Annotated in this window: 13 protein-coding genes; 7 read left to right on the top strand and 6 right to left on the bottom strand. The window is 72.1% G+C overall.

Going from position 1 to position 18,823, the window contains the following annotated elements; all coding sequences use genetic code 11:
• Positions 1–3: 3 nt before the first annotated feature.
• Positions 4–477, bottom strand: coding sequence for a hypothetical protein (locus tag JO379_RS31450; RefSeq protein ID WP_165451623.1), 474 nt, complete (start codon positions 475–477; stop codon positions 4–6).
• Between the two features lie 70 nt (positions 478–547).
• Entirely contained in the window at positions 548–1,351 is an 804-nt protein-coding gene (locus JO379_RS31455) for an NHL repeat-containing protein (RefSeq protein WP_130880414.1), read from the bottom strand.
• Positions 1,352–1,647: 296 nt separating this feature from the next.
• Here JO379_RS31455 and JO379_RS31460 point away from each other — a divergent pair, with 296 nt between their 5' ends.
• Both JO379_RS31460 and JO379_RS31465 read left to right on the top strand, forming a co-directional pair.
• Complete coding sequence (locus tag JO379_RS31460; RefSeq protein ID WP_209518151.1) at positions 1,648–4,515, top strand: NACHT domain-containing protein; 2,868 nt, start codon at positions 1,648–1,650, stop codon at positions 4,513–4,515.
• A gap of 161 nt (positions 4,516–4,676) precedes the next feature.
• Entirely contained in the window at positions 4,677–6,899 is a 2,223-nt protein-coding gene (locus tag JO379_RS31465; protein WP_130880416.1) for an NADP-dependent isocitrate dehydrogenase, read from the top strand.
• A gap of 117 nt (positions 6,900–7,016) precedes the next feature.
• Here JO379_RS31465 and JO379_RS31470 read toward each other — a convergent pair whose 3' ends face one another.
• Positions 7,017–8,309: a globin domain-containing protein gene (locus JO379_RS31470; protein ID WP_307842194.1), complete on the bottom strand. Its 1,293-nt coding sequence runs from the start codon at positions 8,307–8,309 to the stop codon at positions 7,017–7,019.
• Between the two features lie 312 nt (positions 8,310–8,621).
• Between JO379_RS31470 and JO379_RS31475 the strand changes: the two genes are divergently transcribed.
• Positions 8,622–9,323, top strand: coding sequence for a response regulator (locus JO379_RS31475; RefSeq protein WP_209518153.1), 702 nt, complete (start codon positions 8,622–8,624; stop codon positions 9,321–9,323).
• 7 nt (positions 9,324–9,330) lie between these two features.
• Here the strand turns inward: JO379_RS31475 and JO379_RS31480 are convergent, their stop codons facing one another.
• Entirely contained in the window at positions 9,331–11,016 is a 1,686-nt protein-coding gene (locus JO379_RS31480; protein ID WP_209518155.1) for a sensor histidine kinase, read from the bottom strand.
• A gap of 263 nt (positions 11,017–11,279) precedes the next feature.
• On the opposite strand from JO379_RS31480, the gene JO379_RS31485 reads away from it, so the two are divergent.
• From JO379_RS31485 to JO379_RS31500, 4 genes are all read left to right on the top strand, one after another.
• On the top strand, positions 11,280–13,622 hold the full coding sequence (locus JO379_RS31485; RefSeq protein ID WP_209518157.1) for an Orn/Lys/Arg family decarboxylase: 2,343 nt from the start codon (positions 11,280–11,282) through the stop codon (positions 13,620–13,622).
• A 912-nt stretch (positions 13,623–14,534) separates the two neighbouring features.
• A complete protein-coding gene (locus tag JO379_RS31490; protein ID WP_165451624.1) occupies positions 14,535–14,705 on the top strand; it encodes a hypothetical protein in 171 nt (56 codons plus the stop codon).
• A gap of 91 nt (positions 14,706–14,796) precedes the next feature.
• Positions 14,797–15,672 (top strand): AAA family ATPase, encoded by an 876-nt coding sequence (locus JO379_RS31495; protein WP_209518159.1) that lies wholly within the window; start codon positions 14,797–14,799, stop codon positions 15,670–15,672.
• Positions 15,669–17,054 (top strand): MFS transporter, encoded by a 1,386-nt coding sequence (locus JO379_RS31500; RefSeq protein WP_209518161.1) that lies wholly within the window; start codon positions 15,669–15,671, stop codon positions 17,052–17,054. The genes JO379_RS31495 and JO379_RS31500 overlap by 4 nt, the downstream gene beginning before the upstream one ends.
• 26 nt (positions 17,055–17,080) lie before the next feature.
• Here JO379_RS31500 and JO379_RS31505 read toward each other — a convergent pair whose 3' ends face one another.
• Together JO379_RS31505 and JO379_RS31510 are read right to left on the bottom strand one after the other, a co-directional pair.
• The gene (locus tag JO379_RS31505) at positions 17,081–17,557 is read right to left on the bottom strand and encodes a hypothetical protein (protein ID WP_130880423.1); all 477 of its coding nucleotides are present in this window, start codon (positions 17,555–17,557) and stop codon (positions 17,081–17,083) included.
• A 58-nt stretch (positions 17,558–17,615) separates the two neighbouring features.
• The gene (locus JO379_RS31510) at positions 17,616–18,482 is read right to left on the bottom strand and encodes an SCO6745 family protein (protein ID WP_130880424.1); all 867 of its coding nucleotides are present in this window, start codon (positions 18,480–18,482) and stop codon (positions 17,616–17,618) included.
• Between the last annotated feature and the right edge of the window lie 341 nt (positions 18,483–18,823).

Here is an 18,823-nt window from a genome sequence, read left to right on the forward strand (position 1 = left end):
GCGTTACTTCGACGCCCAGACCTGAGCGAAGTAGGGCGCCTCGCTGTAGGGCATCGTGATGATCTGCAAGGAGGCGTCGCCTTCCAGCTTGAGCTTCATGACGTCCCAGGTCGGCACGGTGAGCTGGCTCCTGGCGGTGTGACTCTCCCAGCACGGACGGCCGTTCGCCGCGTACACCACCAGGTTTCCGTCCGTCTGCATCACGGTCCTGCTGCCACAGCCGACCGTGCCGGTGCTCCACCGCACCGCGTCGCCCTCGTAGGCGACGAGGTTGCCGTCGTGCTGCATGACGAGCCGGGCCCGGCCGTTGGTGAAGTGGTCGCCCGGGGTGAGGGTCTCGTTGTTCCAGAGGGTGGCGGCACGGTCATCGCGCTCGGCATGAGCGGTACCGCCGGTCGTCAGCAGGGCCGTGGTGGCGAGCAGCGCGGTGGCGGCGATGGCGGACAACCGATGAGTGATCGAACGTCTCTTCGTCATGACGGACAATTTCCACGTCATCGGTGCATGAACCGTAAATGATCGATAAACGCGTCGATCACCGACCCGATCAGCCGGCCGTCACCTTGAGGATGCGGCCGGAGGCCTCGACGACGAACATCTCGCGCCGCGGGTCGTGGTCGCCGAAGGCGCGGGCGACCCGGACACCGGTGGGCATCCGCAGCCCGTTCACCAGGACACAGGACCGGCCGGTCACCGGGTCCACCCGGATCAGTTCCCCGTCGCGGAAGCTCGCGACCACCAGATCGCCGTCGAAGAAGGTGAGGTCGTCAAGGACCTTGGTCTTCAGCGGGTTCGGGCTGAGCTCGGTGACCGTGGTGTGATGCGCCGGGTCCTTCAGGGGGATCCGCACGACCGGGGACGCCGTGTGGGTGATGACGCTCGCGTACAGCTGATCGCCGACGACCTCCAGGCCGTTGGTGCCGAAGACGTCCGCCTTCCTCGTCCACTCCTCGTCCTCGGTGCCGTCCGGCCGGATCCTGACGATGCCGGTGGCCAGCTCGCGGCTGAGGTAGAAATTGCCTTCGGCGTCGACGGCGAGGCCGTTGACGCCGGGTATCCCGGCCACGAACGTCTCGGCCCGCGGACGCTCGGCGGCCGGGTCGAACCGCATGATGCCGCCGGCCCGCGTCAGCGGCTTCACACCGAAGTTGACGTACATCATCCCGTCCGGGCCCCGCCGGATGCCGCCCGGGCCGGGCACGGCGACACTGGCCCTCAGCGTCCCGTCCGGGGCATACCCCTCGACGCGGTTCTTCGTCAGATGCGCGACCCACAGCGTGCCGCGCCCGTCGAACTCCAGGTTCTCCCGCCAGTCCAGCAGCGGAACGCCGCCTTCCCGGAACACCGTCACACGGGCCCGCTCCTGGCAGGGATCCAGGGCCGCCGCCGGCGAAGGGCGGGGTACCGCCGTCGACGGAGTCGCACCGCCCAGCACCAACGCGGCCAACAGACTTCCCACCCATGCCACTGATCGCATACGCATGCCCCCCGTTGTACCGTCCCGCCACTGTTCCCACCCTCAAGTGCCGTGGTGTCTAGGGGTAATCGCAGTTACCTGTGTGACTGACGTTGCCAAAGTGACCACTGGGGTCAATGGCCTCGGGAAAGACCGGCGATGGCACGGCTCGCGTGGCCCACAATGCCGCTATGGCCGACGAGTTGGGCATTCACAACGTCATGCGGGGCACGGCGGAGTACGTGCTGCAGATCGGGCACGTGCACGGAGACGTCACCGTGCATCTGCCGCCCGCCGCCGATCCGGTGGAGCGCGCCGCGTCGGCCCTGGCACGGAGCATCCGGGCGCAGTGGGCGGCGGAGCTGAACGCCTGGGACCTGGCAACTGCGGAGCCCCTGGCGGTGCGCTGGACCGCGCACTGGCCGACGGCCCGGCACGCTGCCGCGCACGGCGACCGGATCGCGACGGTCGTGGACGACTTCCTCCGGCTTCGCCACCGCCGCCTGGTGGTCCTGGGCGGCCCGGGCGCGGGCAAGTCGACGCTGGCCGTGCTGCTGACCCTGGAGCTGACGGACCGCTGCCTTTCGGCACAGCGCGCGCGTCACGACGGCGAAGGCGGCGACACCCGTCCCGTCCCGGTGCCCGTCGTCCTCACGCTGGAGTCATGGGACCCGCACCACGAACACTTCCACGTCTGGCTGGCGAGACGCATCACCGAGGAACACCCCGGTCTGCCGCCGGTCGACGGACGGCACCCCGCGGCGCGGCTGGTCCAGGAGCGGCGGGTCCTTCCCGTGCTCGACGGGCTCGACGAACTGCCCGAGCACCGGCGGTCCCTGGTGGTGCGCGAGATCGACCGGGCCCTCGGCGAGCAGGACGCGGTCGTCCTCACCTCCCGCACCCGGGAGTACCGCACGGGAGAGGAGGCGGGGGATGCCATCGCACACGCCGCGGTGATGGAGGCCCAGCCCGTCGGCCTGCCGGAAGCCACCGCCTACCTGCTGCGCTCCGCCGCGCCCCAGGTGCGCAGGAACTGGAAACTGCTGCTCGACGCGGTGGACCGGGAGCCGGACGGACCCATCGCCCGAGCACTGACGAGTCCGCTGATGATCTGGCTGGCCCGCCGGGGCTTCGCGGCACCGCCCGCCGACCCGCTGGACCTGCTGCGCCTGCCCTTCCCGTCGCGGGAAGCCGCCGAGAGCCATCTGCTGGACCTGATCATCCCCGCGGTCTTCCCACGGCAGCCACATGCTCCCGACCGGCTGCACGCCCCGCAGCAGTGGGACGCCCGGCGCGCCGGGCACTGGCTCGGCTACCTCGCCGGCCGCCTCACCGCGCGCCGCACCACCGAGCTGGCCTGGTGGGACCTGCACCGCACCGCCCTGGTGCGGGCCACGATGCTGCCGGCCCTCCTGCTGGTGTGCCTGATGCTGTCCAAGGTCGTGTCCGCCGGCGTCGGCTGGTTCGCCGCCGGGCAGGCGGACAGGTCCAGGTTCGGGGGCGAGTGGCTGCACGCGTGGGGTCTGGAGCTCGCCCTGTCGGGCGGCCTGCTCCACGGCATGGCGCTGTGGATCGCCGTGGACGTGTGGTTCGGATTCAAACGGGGGCAGCCCCGCCGGCGCGCCAATCCCTTCCGGATCGGTGCGGCCCTGCGCTCGGCGGGCCGGGCCACCTCCGTGGGGCGGGCGCTGAAGGCATCGGCGGTGATCGTCGTCCCCGCCACGCTGTTCACGCTCCTCGTGTCGGGGACGTACGACCCCCGCCCGTATGTGGTGATGATCGTCTGCAGCACCGTGCTGGCCCCCCTGCTCATGGCGACGCTCGCCGCCCCGTCCGACACCGAGGACGCGAGCACACCCGACGAGGTGCTGGCCAGCGAGCGCACCGCCGCGTGGCTCTCGGTGTGCACGGTCGCCGTGCTGATCGGCATCGGACAAGGAGCACACGGCTGGTACCGCCCGAGTGAGGGATCGTTCGAGGCGGGGCTGGCCCGGGCCGTCGCCGGCTGGTTCGGGGCGTCGGTGATGCTGCTGCTGATGAGCCTGTGGAGCCGCTGGCTGCTGGCCAAGGGCTGCCTGGCGCTCGCGGGGCGGGTGCCCTGGTCGCTGATGGAATTCCTGCGCGACGCGCACCACGGCGGCCTGCTGCAGCGCAGTGGCGGCGTGTACCGGTTCCGGCATCTGCGGCTCCAGGAACATCTGGCCGCGAAGACCGGGCGCCCCGCCCCCCGCGCCCCGCGGCAGCAGCACACCCCGTGGCAGCCACCCGCGCCCCGCACCCACCCCGCGCCGGCCGCTCCGCCCTCGCCCGTGGTCGCGGGTGTCGCACCCACCTTCCGTGACGCGCTCGCCGAAGCCGAGCGGGCGCCGCTGTCCTCCCTCAAGCACTGGAGCGTCCATACGGACGAGCACATGTTCCGGGCCGAGGGCCGGGCGCGCCGGATCGCCCTCGGCCACTGGCCGGTGGTCATGTTCTTCGCCGTCATGACGGTCATCCGCTCGGCCGTGAACGGCAACTGGCTGCCGGCCCTGGTGGGACTGCTCTTCTGGTGCTTCTTCGGGACACTGATCATGGTCGTCGCCTGGCTCCTGCCGCCGCAACGGCAGGAGCTGTGCATGACCACGGAGTACATCGAATTCCGCGTGGGCCGCGGCCGTACCCGGCTGGCGTGGGCCGATGTGCGGGATGTCGCCGTGCGCAAGTTCATCCGCCGCAAGCGGGACACCAAGCTCTACGCCCTTCATGTGCGCCCGCACCCGGGCGCGCCGCAGCCCGCGCGGTCCTTCCGCAGCAGCGACGGATGGTTCATGGTCCTCCCGCTGTCCACGAGGGAGGTCGTCCCGCCGGACCTCGCGGCGGCGCTGCGCCGCTTCGCCGGCGCCCGCTGGCGGCCGCCGGTGGACATCGCCACGCCCCAGAGCCCGCACGCCACCGTCCGTAACGAGATCTCCGGGCAGGCGCACGCGGGGGGCGTCATCCAGGCCGGCTTCGTGCACGGAGACATCACCAGCGGGCGGCCGGACCCGCGCGGCGCGGGCCGGGGCCCCGGAGACGGCTGACTCCCGGCGATGCCACTCTGTGTAATCGATCAGCTTCGGAGCGGCGGGGCCGGTCGGGGTGTCTTGTTTCCGTCATCGCTGAGGGCAGGGTCGTGTCGAGTGCGCGGCGATCACGAGATATCTTGATGTCAAGCAATGTTGAGACGTGGAGCGGAGCACCGGTGACTGACTCGACCATCATCTATACGCACACCGACGAGGCCCCGGCCCTGGCGACGTATTCGTTCCTGCCTGTGGTCGAGGCGTACGCCTCGACGGCCGGGGTCACGGTGGAGAGCCGTGACATCTCCCTGGCCGGCCGCATCATCGCCAGCTTCCCGGAGCGTCTCCAGGAGGGCCAGCGCATCGACGACGCTCTCGCCGAGCTCGGCGAGCTGGCCAAGACTCCCGGCGCGAACATCATCAAGCTGCCGAACATCTCGGCGTCCATCCCGCAGCTGAAGGCGGCCATCGCCGAGCTCCAGCAGCAGGGCTACGCGCTGCCGGACTACCCGGACGACCCGAAGACCGACGAGGACAAGGACGTCCGCGCGCGTTACGACAAGGTCAAGGGCAGCGCCGTCAACCCCGTGCTGCGCGAGGGCAACTCCGACCGCCGGGCACCCGCGTCGGTCAAGAACTACGCCAAGACGCACCCGCACCGCATGGGCGCCTGGACGGCCGACTCCAAGACCAACGTCGCCACCATGGGTGTCGACGACTTCCGCTCCACCGAGAAGTCCGCGGTCGTCGCCGAGGCCGGCACGCTGCGCATCGAGCTCGCGGGTGACGACGGCTCCACCACCGTCCTGCGCGAGTCGGTACCGGTGATCGCGGGCGAGGTCGTGGACGCCTCCGTCATGCGCGTCGCGGCGCTGCGCGAGTTCCTCGGCGAGCAGATCGCCCGCGCCAAGGCCGAGGGCGTGCTGTTCTCCGTGCACCTGAAGGCCACGATGATGAAGGTCTCCGACCCGATCGTCTTCGGCCACGTGGTGCGCGCCTTCTTCCCGAAGACGTTCGCGAAGTACGGCCAGGTCCTCATCGCGGCCGGCCTGTCGCCCAACGACGGCCTCGGCGGCATCTTCAAGGGCCTCGAGACGATGCCCCACCTGGGCGAGGAGATCAAGGCGTCCTTCGACGCCGAGCTCGCCGAGGGCCCCGCCCTCGCGATGGTCGACTCCGACAAGGGCATCACCAACCTGCACGTCCCGAGCGACGTCATCGTCGACGCCTCCATGCCGGCGATGATCCGCACCTCCGGCCACATGTGGGGCCCGGACGGCCAGGAGGCCGACACCCTCGCCGTCCTCCCGGACAGCAGCTACGCCGGCGTGTACCAGGTCGTCATCGACGACTGCCGCGCCAACGGCGCCTTCGACCCCTCGACGATGGGCTCGGTGCCCAACGTCGGTCTGATGGCGCAGAAGGCCGAGGAGTACGGCAGCCACGACAAGACCTTCGAGATCCCCGCCACCGGCACCGTGCGCGTCGTCGACGCCGCCGGCAACGTGGTCCTCGAGCAGGTCGTGGGCGCCGGCGACATCTTCCGCATGTGCCAGACCAAGGACGCGCCGATCCAGGACTGGGTCAAGCTCGCCGTCACCCGCGCCCGCGCGACCGGCGTCCCCGCCGTGTTCTGGCTCGACGAGGGCCGCGCGCACGACGCGACGCTCATCGCGAAGGTCAAGACGTACCTGGCCGAGCACGACACCGACGGCCTGCAGATCGAGATCATGTCGCCGGTCGAGGCGACCGCGTTCTCCCTGGAGCGCATCCGCCGCGGCGAGGACACGATCTCGGTCACCGGCAACGTGCTGCGCGACTACCTGACCGACCTCTTCCCGATCCTGGAGCTCGGTACGAGCGCCAAGATGCTCTCGGTCGTCCCGCTCATGAACGGCGGCGGTCTGTTCGAGACCGGTGCCGGCGGCTCCGCGCCGAAGCACGTGCAGCAGCTCGTCAAGGAGAACTACCTGCGCTGGGACAGCCTGGGTGAGTTCCTCGCCCTCGCCGTCAGCTTCGAGCACCTCGCGCAGACCACGGGCAACGCGCGCGCCCAGGTGCTCGCGGACACCCTCGACCGCGCGACCGCCACGTTCCTCAACGAGGACAAGTCGCCCAGCCGCCGCCTCGGTGGCATCGACAACCGTGGCAGCCACTTCTACCTGTCGCTCTTCTGGGCGCAGGAGCTGGCGGGCCAGACCGAGGACAAGCAGCTCGCGGAGGCGTTCGCCGCCCTCGCCAAGACGCTGGCCGAGCAGGAGCAGACCATCGTCGACGAGCTGATCGCGGTGCAGGGTTCGCCGGTCGACATCGGCGGCTACTACCAGCCCGACCCGGCCAAGGCCGCTGCCGTGATGCGTCCGTCGGCGACGTTCAACCAGGCCATCGCGACCCTGGGCTGACCTTCCCGACACGGGCGTGCCACTGCGCCCGTACGCCGATGCCGCCCCGGCCGGACTTCCCTCCGGCCGGGGCGGCATCGTTTTCCCGGGGACGGGCGGTCCCGCCCCGCCGACCGGTCAGCCGCCGTCCGCCGCCGCCCCGCCGACGGCCCTCCGGGCGCCGGCCGGCGGTGCGGTGACGGGCAGCGGGTCGTGCCGGACGCGTGCGGCCGGCAGCCGGGCAGCGGCGAGCCGGTCCACGGTGGCACCCACCAGCGCGGGCGGGCCGCTGACGAACGCGACGTGCTCGGACCAGTCGCCGTGCCGCCCCACGACCTCCGCCAGCCGGCGGTACGGGTCCGTCGCCGGGCCCTCGCCGAGCACCGGGACCACGCGCAACCACGGATGGCGGCGCTCCAGGTCCGTCGGCGACTCGATGTCGTACAGCCCGGACCGGGCGTCGAGGAACAGATGCGCCGTGCGGTGGGCGGTCCGGCGTGCGGCCAGCTCCTCCAGCAGCGCCTTGGCGGGGGCCCAGCCGGTATCGCCCGCCACCAGCAGCACATCGCGCGTCAGCGGGTCGTCGAGCGTCATCGTCCCGCCCGCCGGGCCGAGCCGCAGGGTGTCCCCGACCCGGGTGTGCGCCACCAGGGCCTCGCTCACTCCGCCCGTTCCGGTCCGCCGGACATGGAACTCCAACTCGCCGTCCGGCCACGGGGCGCGGGCGAGGGAGTACTGCCGCCAGGCCTGCGGCAGCAACGGCGATGCCACCGAGGCGTACTGCCCGGCCCGGTAGGGATAGGGCTCGTGCGGGCGCACCCGCAGCACCGCAAGGCCCGGGCGCCGTACCTGGTGCGCCGTCACCGTCGCCTGCCACGCGGGGGGTTCGGCCAGGGCGGCCTCCGCGCCCTCGACCATGGCCGCCACGGCGAACCGCAGCATGCGCAGCCACGCCCCCTCCATCGCCTCGTTCCACCGCGGGCCCGCCGAGCGGTGCAGCGCCTCACGCAGCGCCGTCTCGAACGTCGCGAAGTGCGCGGGCCGCACCCCGAGTTTGCGGTGATCGCGCCCGAGCCGGGTGAAGACCGCCACGATCTCCTCGGGGCGGTGCAGATGGTCGATCAGATAACGGAGGATGTCCGCCAGGTGCTTGCGCTGGAACTCCATGGACGCGGGAAACAACGACCGCAGGAACGGCCGCTGCGCGAACATCGCGTCATAGAGATGCGAGATCAAGCCGTCGAAGGGTGTCACCAGGTCGAGATGGTGTGTGATCACCCGCTGATCGGCCGCCCCGTCGTACGTTCGCGCCGCTTCGTGCACGGCAGGGGCGCCGTCCGGGCGTTGCCCCGGGGTCAGGAGCTGTCGGCGCAGCCGCATCGCGTCGTGCCGGGCGAGCAAGGCGTGGTAATCGGCGTTGACGGTGGTCACGGTCGGCAGCTCCTCACGCGGGCGGGCACCCCGCACTGACGGACCCGCCGATCGGGCCCGTACGACGATCCGGCCCGGTCGGCGGGCGGGTCGCGTCAGTATGGCAACGCCCCCGAGGGACCGGACGGCCCTATTCCCCAGGGCCGTTCGGCCCTGTCCGCCGGGCGCCCGGCGGGTGTGGGCTGGCGACGCCGACCGGTGCGCCCGGGACCGGCGGGGCCCTTGGCGCTGCCCCGGCGGTCCCGGACATACTGGGAGCTCCGCCAGTGGAGCGGCATTCCCGGACGCCCCGTCAGACAGAGTGAGCAGCACATGGACCAGCACGCCGCGCCCCTGCGCGTCTTCATCCTCGACGATCACGAGGTGGTACGCCGCGGGGTGTGCGATCTCCTCGAAGCGGAGCAGGACATCGAGGTGGTGGGGGAGGCGGCCAACGGCCGGGAGGCCCTCTCGCGAGTGCCCGCCACCCGTCCGCACGTGGCGATCCTCGACGTACGGCTCGGGGAGCCCGGTGCGGAGGGGGGCGATCACGAAGGCATCGAGGTGTGCCGGGAACTGCGGGCGATGATGCCGGAGCTGGCCTGTCTGATGCTGACGTCCTTCGACGACGACGAGGCCCTGTTCGACGCCATCATGGCGGGCGCCGCCGGTTACGTCCTCAAGCAGATCAACGGCTCGGACCTGGTGACCGCGGTACGTACCGTGGCCACGGGCAAGTCGATGCTGGACCCGCGCACGGCTTCCCGGGTGATGGAACGGCTGCGCGTGCCACGGCGCCCGGAGGTGCCCGAGCCCGAGCCGGACCTGCTCTCGCCCCGGGAACGGCAGATCCTGGAGCTGATAGGGGAGGGGCTGACCAACCGTCAGATCGCCGACCGGCTGTTCCTCGCCGAGAAAACCGTCAAGAACCGCGTGTCCTCCCTGCTGGCCAAGCTGGGCGTGGGCCGGCGTGTCCAGGCCGCGGAGATCGCGGGCCGCCTCCGGGGACAGCGCGAGGGGCGCGGCGCCCGTTAGCCGCAGGTCACTCGGGCAGCGGCACGCGCCACACGATGCGGGTACCGCCCGAGGGCCCCGACCCGACCGTCAGGGCGCCGTCGTGGAGTTCGGCACGGGAGCGCATATTGGCCAGCCCCCCGGTGTGGCCGCCGCCCCTGCCGATGCCCACGCCGTCGTCCGTCACGGTCAGCGTCACATGGCCGTCCACGACCAGGGCGACGTCCACCCGGCGGGCCCGTGCGTGCCGGGTCGCGTTGCTGAGGGCCTCGGCCGTCACCGCCAGTATCTGCTCGGCCAGTTCGTCCGGGACGTTGGTGTCCGCCGGGCCCTCGATCCGCAGGGACGGGGGGAAGCCGAGGGTGCGGGCGGCGGCCTGAGCGGTCTCGGCCATGCGGCGGCGCAGGCTCGGCCCGCCGTCCCCGGTCGTACGGAGCGCGAAGATCGTCGACCGGATGATCTGGATGGTGGTGTCCAGGTCGTTCACCGCGCGGCCGACCCGCTCGGCCGCCTCCGGCCGGTCGATGAGGCGGGTGGCGCTCTGCAGGGTCATGCCGGTGGCGAAGAGCCGCTGGATCGCCAGGTCGTGCAGATCCCGGGCGATGCGGTCACGGTCGTGCAGCACGGCCAGCTCCTCCGACTCGGCACGGTGCCGGGCGAGTTCGAGGGCGATGGCGGCCTGATCGGCGAAGCCCGAGATCAGCTTCACCTCGAAGTCGTCGAAGGCGGGCCGTCCGGCCAGCCGGCTCAGCCGCAGTGCCCCGGAGGCCCTCGCGTCCGCCCGTAACGGGACCGCGACGGTGGGACCGCACCCCTCCTCGGCGTCCCCGTCGAGAGGGTACGCCCGAGGATCGGTACGGACGTCGGGGCTGGCCACCGGGGACCCGGTGCGCGCGGCCAGGCCGGCCAGCGACGCCTCGGCCGGCACGACCAGCCCGCCGATGCGGTCCGCGCCGTGGCCGTCGGCCACCTCCACCATCAGCCTGTCCGGCGCCCCTTCCGCGGAGGACGGCGACGGCACGGGAAGCAGCACGGCGGCGCGGTCGGCGCTCGCGACCTCCCTCGCACGCTCGGCGATCAGACGCAGCACCGAAGAGGAGTCGGTACCGGACAGCAGACTGCGGGTGATCTCGCCGAGGGCCTCCAGCCAGCGCTCCCGTCGGCGGCTCTCGTGGTACAGGCGGGCGTTGTCGATGGCCACACCGGCCGCGATGGACAGGGTGCTCAGCACCGCCTCGTCGTCCTCGTCGAAGGACGCCCCGCCCCGCTTCTCCGTGAGGTACAGATTGCCGAAGACCTCGTCGCGGACCCGGACCGGCACCCCCAGGAACGTGCGCATCGGCGGGTGGTGCTCGGGAAAGCCGTAACTGTGCGGGTGGTCCGACAGATCGGTGAGTCTGAGCGGTACGGGATTGCTGATGAGTTCGCCGAGAATGCCCCGACCGCAGGGTGCGCGGCCGATCCGCGCCGCGAGTTCGTCGGACATCCCCACGGGCAGGAACTCCGAGAGCCGCTGCCCGTCGCCGACCACGCCGAGCGCCCCGTATTCCGCGTCCGTCAGCGTGACTGCCGCCTGGACGATGCCCCGCAGAACCTGGGGCAGTTCGAGCCCGTGGCCCAGGCTCATGACAGCGTCGAGCAGGCTGTGGACCCGGTCCGGTCCAAGGGGCTGCGGCCGTCGCGCCGACTGCGTCTGATCTGCGGTTTTGGACATGACTGCTCCCCTGGCCCGTGCCTGGTGAGCAGCCTACGCCAGCGCCGGGCGAGGCCCGCGCGGGGGCCCGGGAGGAAACTCGGGAAGGGGCACCCGCATCGGCAAGTGTTCGACGGGGCCCGGCTGTTCGAGAGGGCGACCGACTTTCCGGGGTGCAACTCCCCTCCGACGAGTGGTTTGCCCGTGTGCGGACGAGCCGCCCCGATCGCCTTGGCGACACTGGCCGGTGGGCAACACGATGATCTCAACAGCGGGGGGACGAAATGGCCGCCGGTACGGTTCTGTTCGCGCTGCGCGAGGACCCAGGGGCAGAGGGTTCCGAAGGCGACCAGTTGCGCAGGATCCGCAAGGCGGTGGAAGCCCAGGGGCTGGACGTGCGCTGGGCGCGTACCGCGGCCGACGCACGGGCGGTGCTGCGCACGGAAGCGGGCCTCGCGGCCGCCGTCGTGGCATGGGACCTCCCCCCGGGCGAGCGCGCCAAGGACGAGCCGGGCGGCGCCGCGGTGCTGCACCAGATCGGCCGGCGCTTCAAGAACCTGCCCGTCCTGCTCGTCATGACGGACGAGGCCGACGAGGACCTCGACCGGCTGCCGCTGTGGGTGTCGGAGACGGTGGTCGGCTACATCTGGCCGTTGGAGGACACCCCGGCCTTCATCGCCGGACGGATCGTCAGCGCCGCGCGTGCCTACAGCGAGGCCGTGCTCCCGCCGTTCTTCAAGGCGCTGCGGCACTTCGACGACGCCCACGAGTACTCCTGGCACACCCCGGCACACGCGGGCGGCGTCGCCTTCCTGAAGTCACCCGTCGGACGGGCCTTCTTCGACTACTACGGGGAGCGGCTCTTCCGCAGCGACCTGTCCATCTCCGTCGAGGAACTGGGGTCCCTCTTCGAGCACACCGGTCCGATCGGGGAAGCGGAGCGCAACGCCGCCCGGATCTTCGGCGCCGAGCGCACCTACTTCGTGCTCCACGGTGACTCCACCGCGGACCGCATGGTCGGCCACTTCTGCGTCTCCCACGACGAGATCGCGCTGGTGGACCGCAACTGCCACAAGTCCGTGCTGCACGGCCTGGTCCTGTCGGGTGCCCGACCGGTCTACCTCGTCCCCACCCGCAACGGCTACGGGCTGGCCGGCCCGCTGCCGCCCGCCGGGATCGGGGCGGCGGCGGTGGCGGACCGGATCGCCCGCAACCCGCTGACAGCCGACGCGAGGTCACCCCGGGCCGAGTACGCCGTGCTCACCAACTCCACCTACGACGGGCTCTGTTACGACGCCGTGCGCGTCGCGCGGGAACTCGCCCCCAGCACCCCGCGGCTCCACTTCGACGAGGCGTGGTTCGCCTACGCGCGCTTCCACCCCCTCTACGCCGGGCGCTACGGGATGTCCGTGGGCCCCGACACCTTCGACGGACCCGAACGCCCCACGGTCTTCGCGACCCAGTCCACGCACAAGCTGCTGGCCGCGCTGTCCCAGAGCGCCATGGTGCACGTCAAACCCGCCCCCAGGGCCCCGGTGGAACACGAGCGCTTCAACGAGGCGTTCATGATGCACGGCACCACCTCGCCGCTCTACCCCGCCATCGCCTCCCTCGATGTGGCCGCCGGGATGATGGACGGCCCCCAGGGGCACTGGCTGATCGACGAGGCGGTCACCGAGGCCATCCGGTTCCGTCAGGCCGTGGTCCGCACCGGCAGGCGCATCGCGGCCGCCGGGGACCGGCCCGCCTGGTTCTTCGGCGTCTGGCAGCCCGAGACCGTCACCGACCCGGCCACCGGCGCACCGCACGCCTTCGCCGACGCACCGGCCGAGCTGCTGCGCACCCGGTCCTCCTGCTGGCAGCTGGAACCGGACGCCGACTGGCACGGCTTCGCGGGACTCGGCGAGGGCTACGCCCTGCTGGACCCGGTCAAGGTGACCCTCACCTGCCCCGGCATCGATGCCACCGGGCAGACGGCCGACCGGGGCATCCCCGCCCGGATCCTGACGGCCTACCTGGCGACCCGGAACATCGTGGTGGAGAAGACCGACACCTACACCACCCTCATCCTCTTCTCCATGGGCATCACCAAGGGCAAGTGGGGCACGCTGCTGGACGCCTTGATGGACTTCAAGGCGCTCTACGACGCCGACACACCGCTCGATCAGGTGCTGCCCGGCCTTCTCGCGCAGTACCCCCGGCGCTACGACGGGACGACGTTGCGGGAGCTGTGCCAGTCCATGCACGAGCACCTGCGCCGGGCCGATCTGGTCACCTTGCTGGACACGGCCTTCCAGGAACTGCCGGAGCCGGTCGCGCCGCCCCAGTGGTGCTACCAGCAGCTGATCCGGGAGGGCACCGAGCGGGTCGGGCTCGCCGACGCCGCGGACCGGGTGGCGGCGGCCATGATCACCGTGACGCCGCCCGGAATCCCCGTCCTGATGCCCGGCGAGTCCACCGGCGGCCCCGATGGGCCCCTGCTGCGTTACCTCGGTGCGCTGGAGGCCTTCGACCGGGAGTTCCCCGGATTCCGCAGCGAGACCCACGGAGTGACCGTCGACCCCGACACCGGTGACTATCTGATCGAGTGCGTACGTCCGGACCGTTCGGCCGCCCTCCGGCACTGACCGAATCTCGGAACTCGCGGAAGGCTGTGCGGCGTGACAGGGCGACGGGGAACAGGGTGTGTACTGGCACTGGCCACGGCTGCCGTCCTTGCCTTGACGGGCGAGGCGGCGGCCGACGAGGCGGGTGCGCGGGCCTCGGTCGGCGGTGCGTCGGTGGTGGACGCCCTCGTCACCGACCTCCCGCGGCTGCTGCCCGACCATCCGCCGTCGCACGTCGGCGTGGACGCGCTGGGCGGCGCGGCGCGCGCGGACGTCGTCGACAGCGGAACGGGGTGCGTGAACGTCACCGCGCACGTTCTCGCCGTCGACGCGGAGGCCTGGCTGAACTGCCGCCGACCGAATCCCCCCGCGCCCGCACCCCCCGCGCCCGCTCCGCCGGCCCCTGCCCCGCCCGCGCCGGCCCCGCCCGCACCTCCGGCCCCTGCCCCGCCCGCGCCCCCGGCACCGGGGCCTGCGGCGCCCGCGCCTCCCGCTCCGCCGGCTCCCGCACCCCCGGCTCCACCGGTTCCCCCGCCCCCGGCACCCGCACCCCCCGCTCCCGCACCACCGGTACCGCCCCCTCCCGTACCCGCTCCACCGGCCCCCGCGCCGATCCCTCCGGCTCCACCCGCGCCACCCGCGCCACCGGCGCCACCGGCTCCGGCGCCTGTGCCCCCCGCCCCCGCACCTCCGGCACCCGTACCGCCCGCACCCCCCGCGCCCCCTGCGCCTCCGGCACCTCCCGCGCCCCCGGCACCGGGGCCGGCGGCGCCCGCGCCTCCCGTGGCGGTCCCACCGGCGCCGCCCGCGCCCGGACGGCCGGGTGTTCCCGCCCCGGCGCCACCACCGGAGCTCACGCCCATCGGCGGCAAGCCGTCCCGCCCGGCACCCGCCGCCACCCCGCCGCCGTCGACGCCGCGTCCCGTCCCGCCCGTGCGCTCCCGCCCCCACCCGCGGCCCGCCTACCGCAGCTCCCTCACGTCCCAGGGCGAGCAGCCCACCCGCACCACCTCGCTGGTCACGCTCACCCTGGTGATCACCGTCCCCGCGATCATGGCCGCCGCGCTCCTGCGCCCGCGCTCCGGTGGCCGACGCGGTCGCTGACCGTGTCGAACACCTTTGTCCTGGCAAGCACTTGCGAACCGGCCATGGGGCGCCATAGCTTTCGGGGACGTCGAAGCAAGCGGGGGAAACCATGCGCGACGACCATGGCGGCCTGGTGGTGCTGGGCACATCGTCAGAAGTCGGCAAGACTCTGGTGACGATCGCGATCTGCCGGTGGTTACGTGACCAGGGTGTGAAGACCACTCCGTTCAAGTCCCTCTCCATGCAGCCCGGAGAGGCCCTCTATCCCACTCCGCCCGACGGGGCCATCCACTATCACCAGGCCTACCAGGCGGTCGCCGCCGGTGTGCGGCCCCACGGCGACCTCAATCCGATCGCGCTGTGGGTGACGCCGGAGAGAGTCGCGACATCCATACGCGGAAGACGTTCCGACGACTGGCTCAGCCAGCCCCCACGCGTCTGCACCGACCGCGGCCGGGCGGAGATCATGGAGGCGTACCGGCGGCTGGCGGAGCAGTACGACTTCGTCGTCTCCGAGGGGTGCGGCAGCCCGGTGGAGCTGAACCTCAAGGACCGGGACGTGACCAACTTATGGCTGGCGGACGCGGCCGACGTCCCGTGCGTGCTGGTGTGCAGCACCGTCCACACCGGTGTCTTCGCCGCGCTCGTGGGCACGCTGGAGCTCATGGCCCCCGCCGAGCGCCGGCGCGTGGTGGGGTTCGTCGTCAACCGCTTCGCCGGCGACCCGCGTGAGTTCGACTCGGCCGTGACGATCCTCGAGCAGAGATCGAGCCTGCCCTGTCTCGGTGTCATCCCGCACTTCGACCGGGCGCCCCTGCTCACCTCGGTGCCGACCGGTCCCGGCCAGGTGCTGGAGCGCGCGCACTCGCCCGAGCTGGACGCGGAGATCGCGGCGTGGACGGCCCATGTGAGCAAGCATGTGGCGCTCGACCGGCTGATGGAGGGCGTGCGCGGCTACGCGGCGGTGGCGGACGGGGCGGCATGAGCCCAACCCGGGCCGGGAACGCGGCGGACAAGGCCTCCGCCGGACCCCCGGAAGCCCGGGGCATCGTCTCCTTCGTCGTGATCTGGTGCGGCTCCGCGCTGTCCCAACTGGCCAGCGCGAGCACGAATTTCGCCATGACGGTCTGGCTGTGGGAGCGGAGCCACGCGGCACTGCCGATCATCGTCCTGGAGCTGTGTTCCTATCTCGCGGTGGTCGCGCTGAGCCCGGTCGGCGGAGTGCTCGCCGACCGCTGGGGACGGCGGCGCACCCTGGTGCTGAGCAGCCTCCTCGGGGCCCTGGTCATCGGATGCCTGTGGCTGCTGTACGGGCTGGGGGCGCTGAGCGAAACGTACGTCTATCTGTCGATGCTGGCCCTGGGCGCGAGCATTACGCTGCAGTACCCGGCGATGGCCTCCACGATCACCGCCCTGGTGCCGCCCGCGCAGTACGCGCGCGCCAACGGTCTGCTCTCGCTTTCGGTCTCCGTGTCCGGGGTCGTCGCCCCCGCCCTGGGCGCGCTCTTGATGTCGTCCGCGAACCTCGGCGTGGTGTTCATGGCCGACATCGCCAGCTACGCGATCGCCCTGGCCACGCTCGTGATGCGCGCCCCGCGTGCCTCCCCGTCGGCCCACCCCAAGACGAGCGGTCCCACGGCGAGGGATCCCGCGATCAGCGGCGCTACGAAGGGCGGCGCCCGGCTGAGGGCCGACCTCACGCTCGGTTTCCGTTTCATCGCGGGGCAACCGGGTCTGCTGGCCCTCCAGGTGTGTTTCTTCGCCTTCTACTTCGCCGGCATGTTCGGCGTCCTGCTCGCACCCATGGTGCTGGCCAGGACGGACGGGAACAACGCGGTGCTGGCCGGGGTGCTCAGTGCCGCGGGGGTGGGCGGGGTGCTCGGCGGTCTGGCGACCACGGCGTTCGGCATCCTGCGGGCCCGCCCGCTGTATGTGATCTTCGTGGGGTTCGTCGTCACCGGGCTGCTGGGCCAGCTCCCCTATGGCCTCAGCACCAGCACGTCCGTGTGGTGGGCGACCTCGTTCGTCGGGGCGTTCGTCTTTCCGTTCATCCTGGCGGCCCATCAGACGATCTGGCAGACCAGGGTGCCCGTGGAGATCCAGGGGCGGGTCTTCGCCGCCCGACGGGTGCTCACCGAGTCCGCCGGGCCGATCGCCCTGCTGCTGTCCGGCCCCCTGGCCGACCATGTCTTCGAACCGGCCATGCGCGGCCCGCTCGGCTCCTCGGCCGGATGGCTGGTGGGTACCGGTGCGGGCTCGGGCATGGCGCTGCTGCTGGTGCTGTCCGGCCTCCTGTCCGTCGTGACCGGCTGTGTCGGCTTCCGCGTCGTCCGGCTGCCGACCGGGGAGCGCGACGCGGATCGATAGGGACGGCGGGCTGTTTCCCTACCGCGTCAGGCGCGGAAACCCAGCGAGGCGACGTAGGCGAAGTTCTGCGACGCGTTGAGGATCCGGGTGAGGACGAAGTCGTCGTACAGCCCCGGTGGCACCTCGGTGTCGACCCGGGCGCGCACACTGAGGAACAGCGGCGAAGGGCGGTTCGCGAGAGCGAGGGGGATCTCCTTGCGGTTCTGGTCCGCGCTGGTCATCCGGGCCGTCGCCAGCACCGTCTCGACGCTGTGGTAGGGCCGGGCGGGATCCGGCAGATAGGCCGTCACCGTGATCAGGTGGCCGGGGTAGCCGGTGAAGGTCTCCAGACCTTCGGTGACCACCACGAGAGCCGTGGTGTCCGGCGCTTGAGGACCGGTCCTCTCCAAGGTCAAGGGCACTTCGGCGGACAGTCCGGAGTAGTGGGCGTCGCCGTACAGCCCCGGTTCGTCACCGAGGTGGATCCGTCCTTGCCAAATCAGTTCCGGCTTCGGGCTGCGCATGGAGCTTCTCCATTCGATGAGCTGTCGCCGAGCTGCTGCTGGACGCCTTCGGGACGCCTCAGACCTCCGGCCGGGGCAGGCCGATGGGGTTGGGGAACGGCAGGACACCCGCGGCCAGCACGCCGGCCACGGCCGGCCCCAGTGCCGCGATCAGCGCGTCCACCTCCTCGGCCTTCTCCAGCGGGCGCAGCAGCCGGGCCGCCAGCCGGTCGGTCTCGTCCTCGATCCGCTGCCGTCGCTCGCGGCCCCGCGGCGTGCACGCCCCGCCCGTCGGTTCCAGGAGCCCCCGCTCGCGCAGGCGTTCCCGTGCGGCGTCCCACTCCTCCTCGCTCCAGCCCCTGTCCTGCCGCATCCCCTCCGCGGGTACCCGGCCGGTGGACGCCGCGAGCAACAAGGCCTCGCAGCCGTCGAGTTCATGGTCGGCCAGCACGCACGCGTGGGCGTCGCCCCGGTACTCGCGGACGGTGGTGACCAACTGCCACAGCCGCTCCACCGGATCGGAACCGACGCCGTCGCACAGCTCCCGGTTGGCGGCGAACAGCGGGCGGGCTCCCGCGGGCGCGGCGTCGATCACGGCGCGCAGCGGGCGCTCCACCCGTGCGTACAGCTCCTCGGCCCCGGGCGCGAGAGCGCGCAGCGCGGCCGCCGCGGCGCGCGCCCGGTGCGTGACGGCCTCGGCCGGGGTGACCGTGTCCCAGGCCGCGGGCAGCGCCCGGGCAATCATCGACGGCGCGAAGACGGAGAACACGGCGGCGGTCACGGCCGGGCCGACCGGCCCGAGCGGAGCCGCGCGGGTGGCGAAGTAGCCCATCCAGAAGCCCTTGAGGCCCAACTCGCGGCCCATTCCACGGCACTGCGGGTGGAAGTAGACGACCGCGTGCAGGGGCTCGGTCCGCAACCACAGCATCCGTGCTCTGCGCTCCATGACGTGGGAGGTTACCTCCGGGTCAGGTCACCGGCGGTGTGCGATGCGGGGCCGCCGACGGGGCGACGGCCAATTACGGCCACGTAGCACGCCCCGCCACGCCGGTCCGGGCCGGGGCCGTATGCCCGGGCGCGGCATTCCGCTCGCCGGAGGTCGTCGCTGCTCACCCACGAGCCGGGCGCCGTCCGCTACCGGGCTCCGCGGAGCCGGTACCGATTGGCCGAAGTCCGCCCGTCCTGCGTCGCACGGCGCTTGACGTATCCCGGCACGGCGCGAAGACTCGAACGGACGTCGGGATGCCATGGCGGAAACGCGCCCGCATCGCCGCACACACGCAGCGT

Origin of the sequence: Streptomyces syringium (assembly GCF_017876625.1) — a bacterium.
GTDB lineage: Bacteria > Actinomycetota > Actinomycetes > Streptomycetales > Streptomycetaceae > Streptomyces > Streptomyces syringius.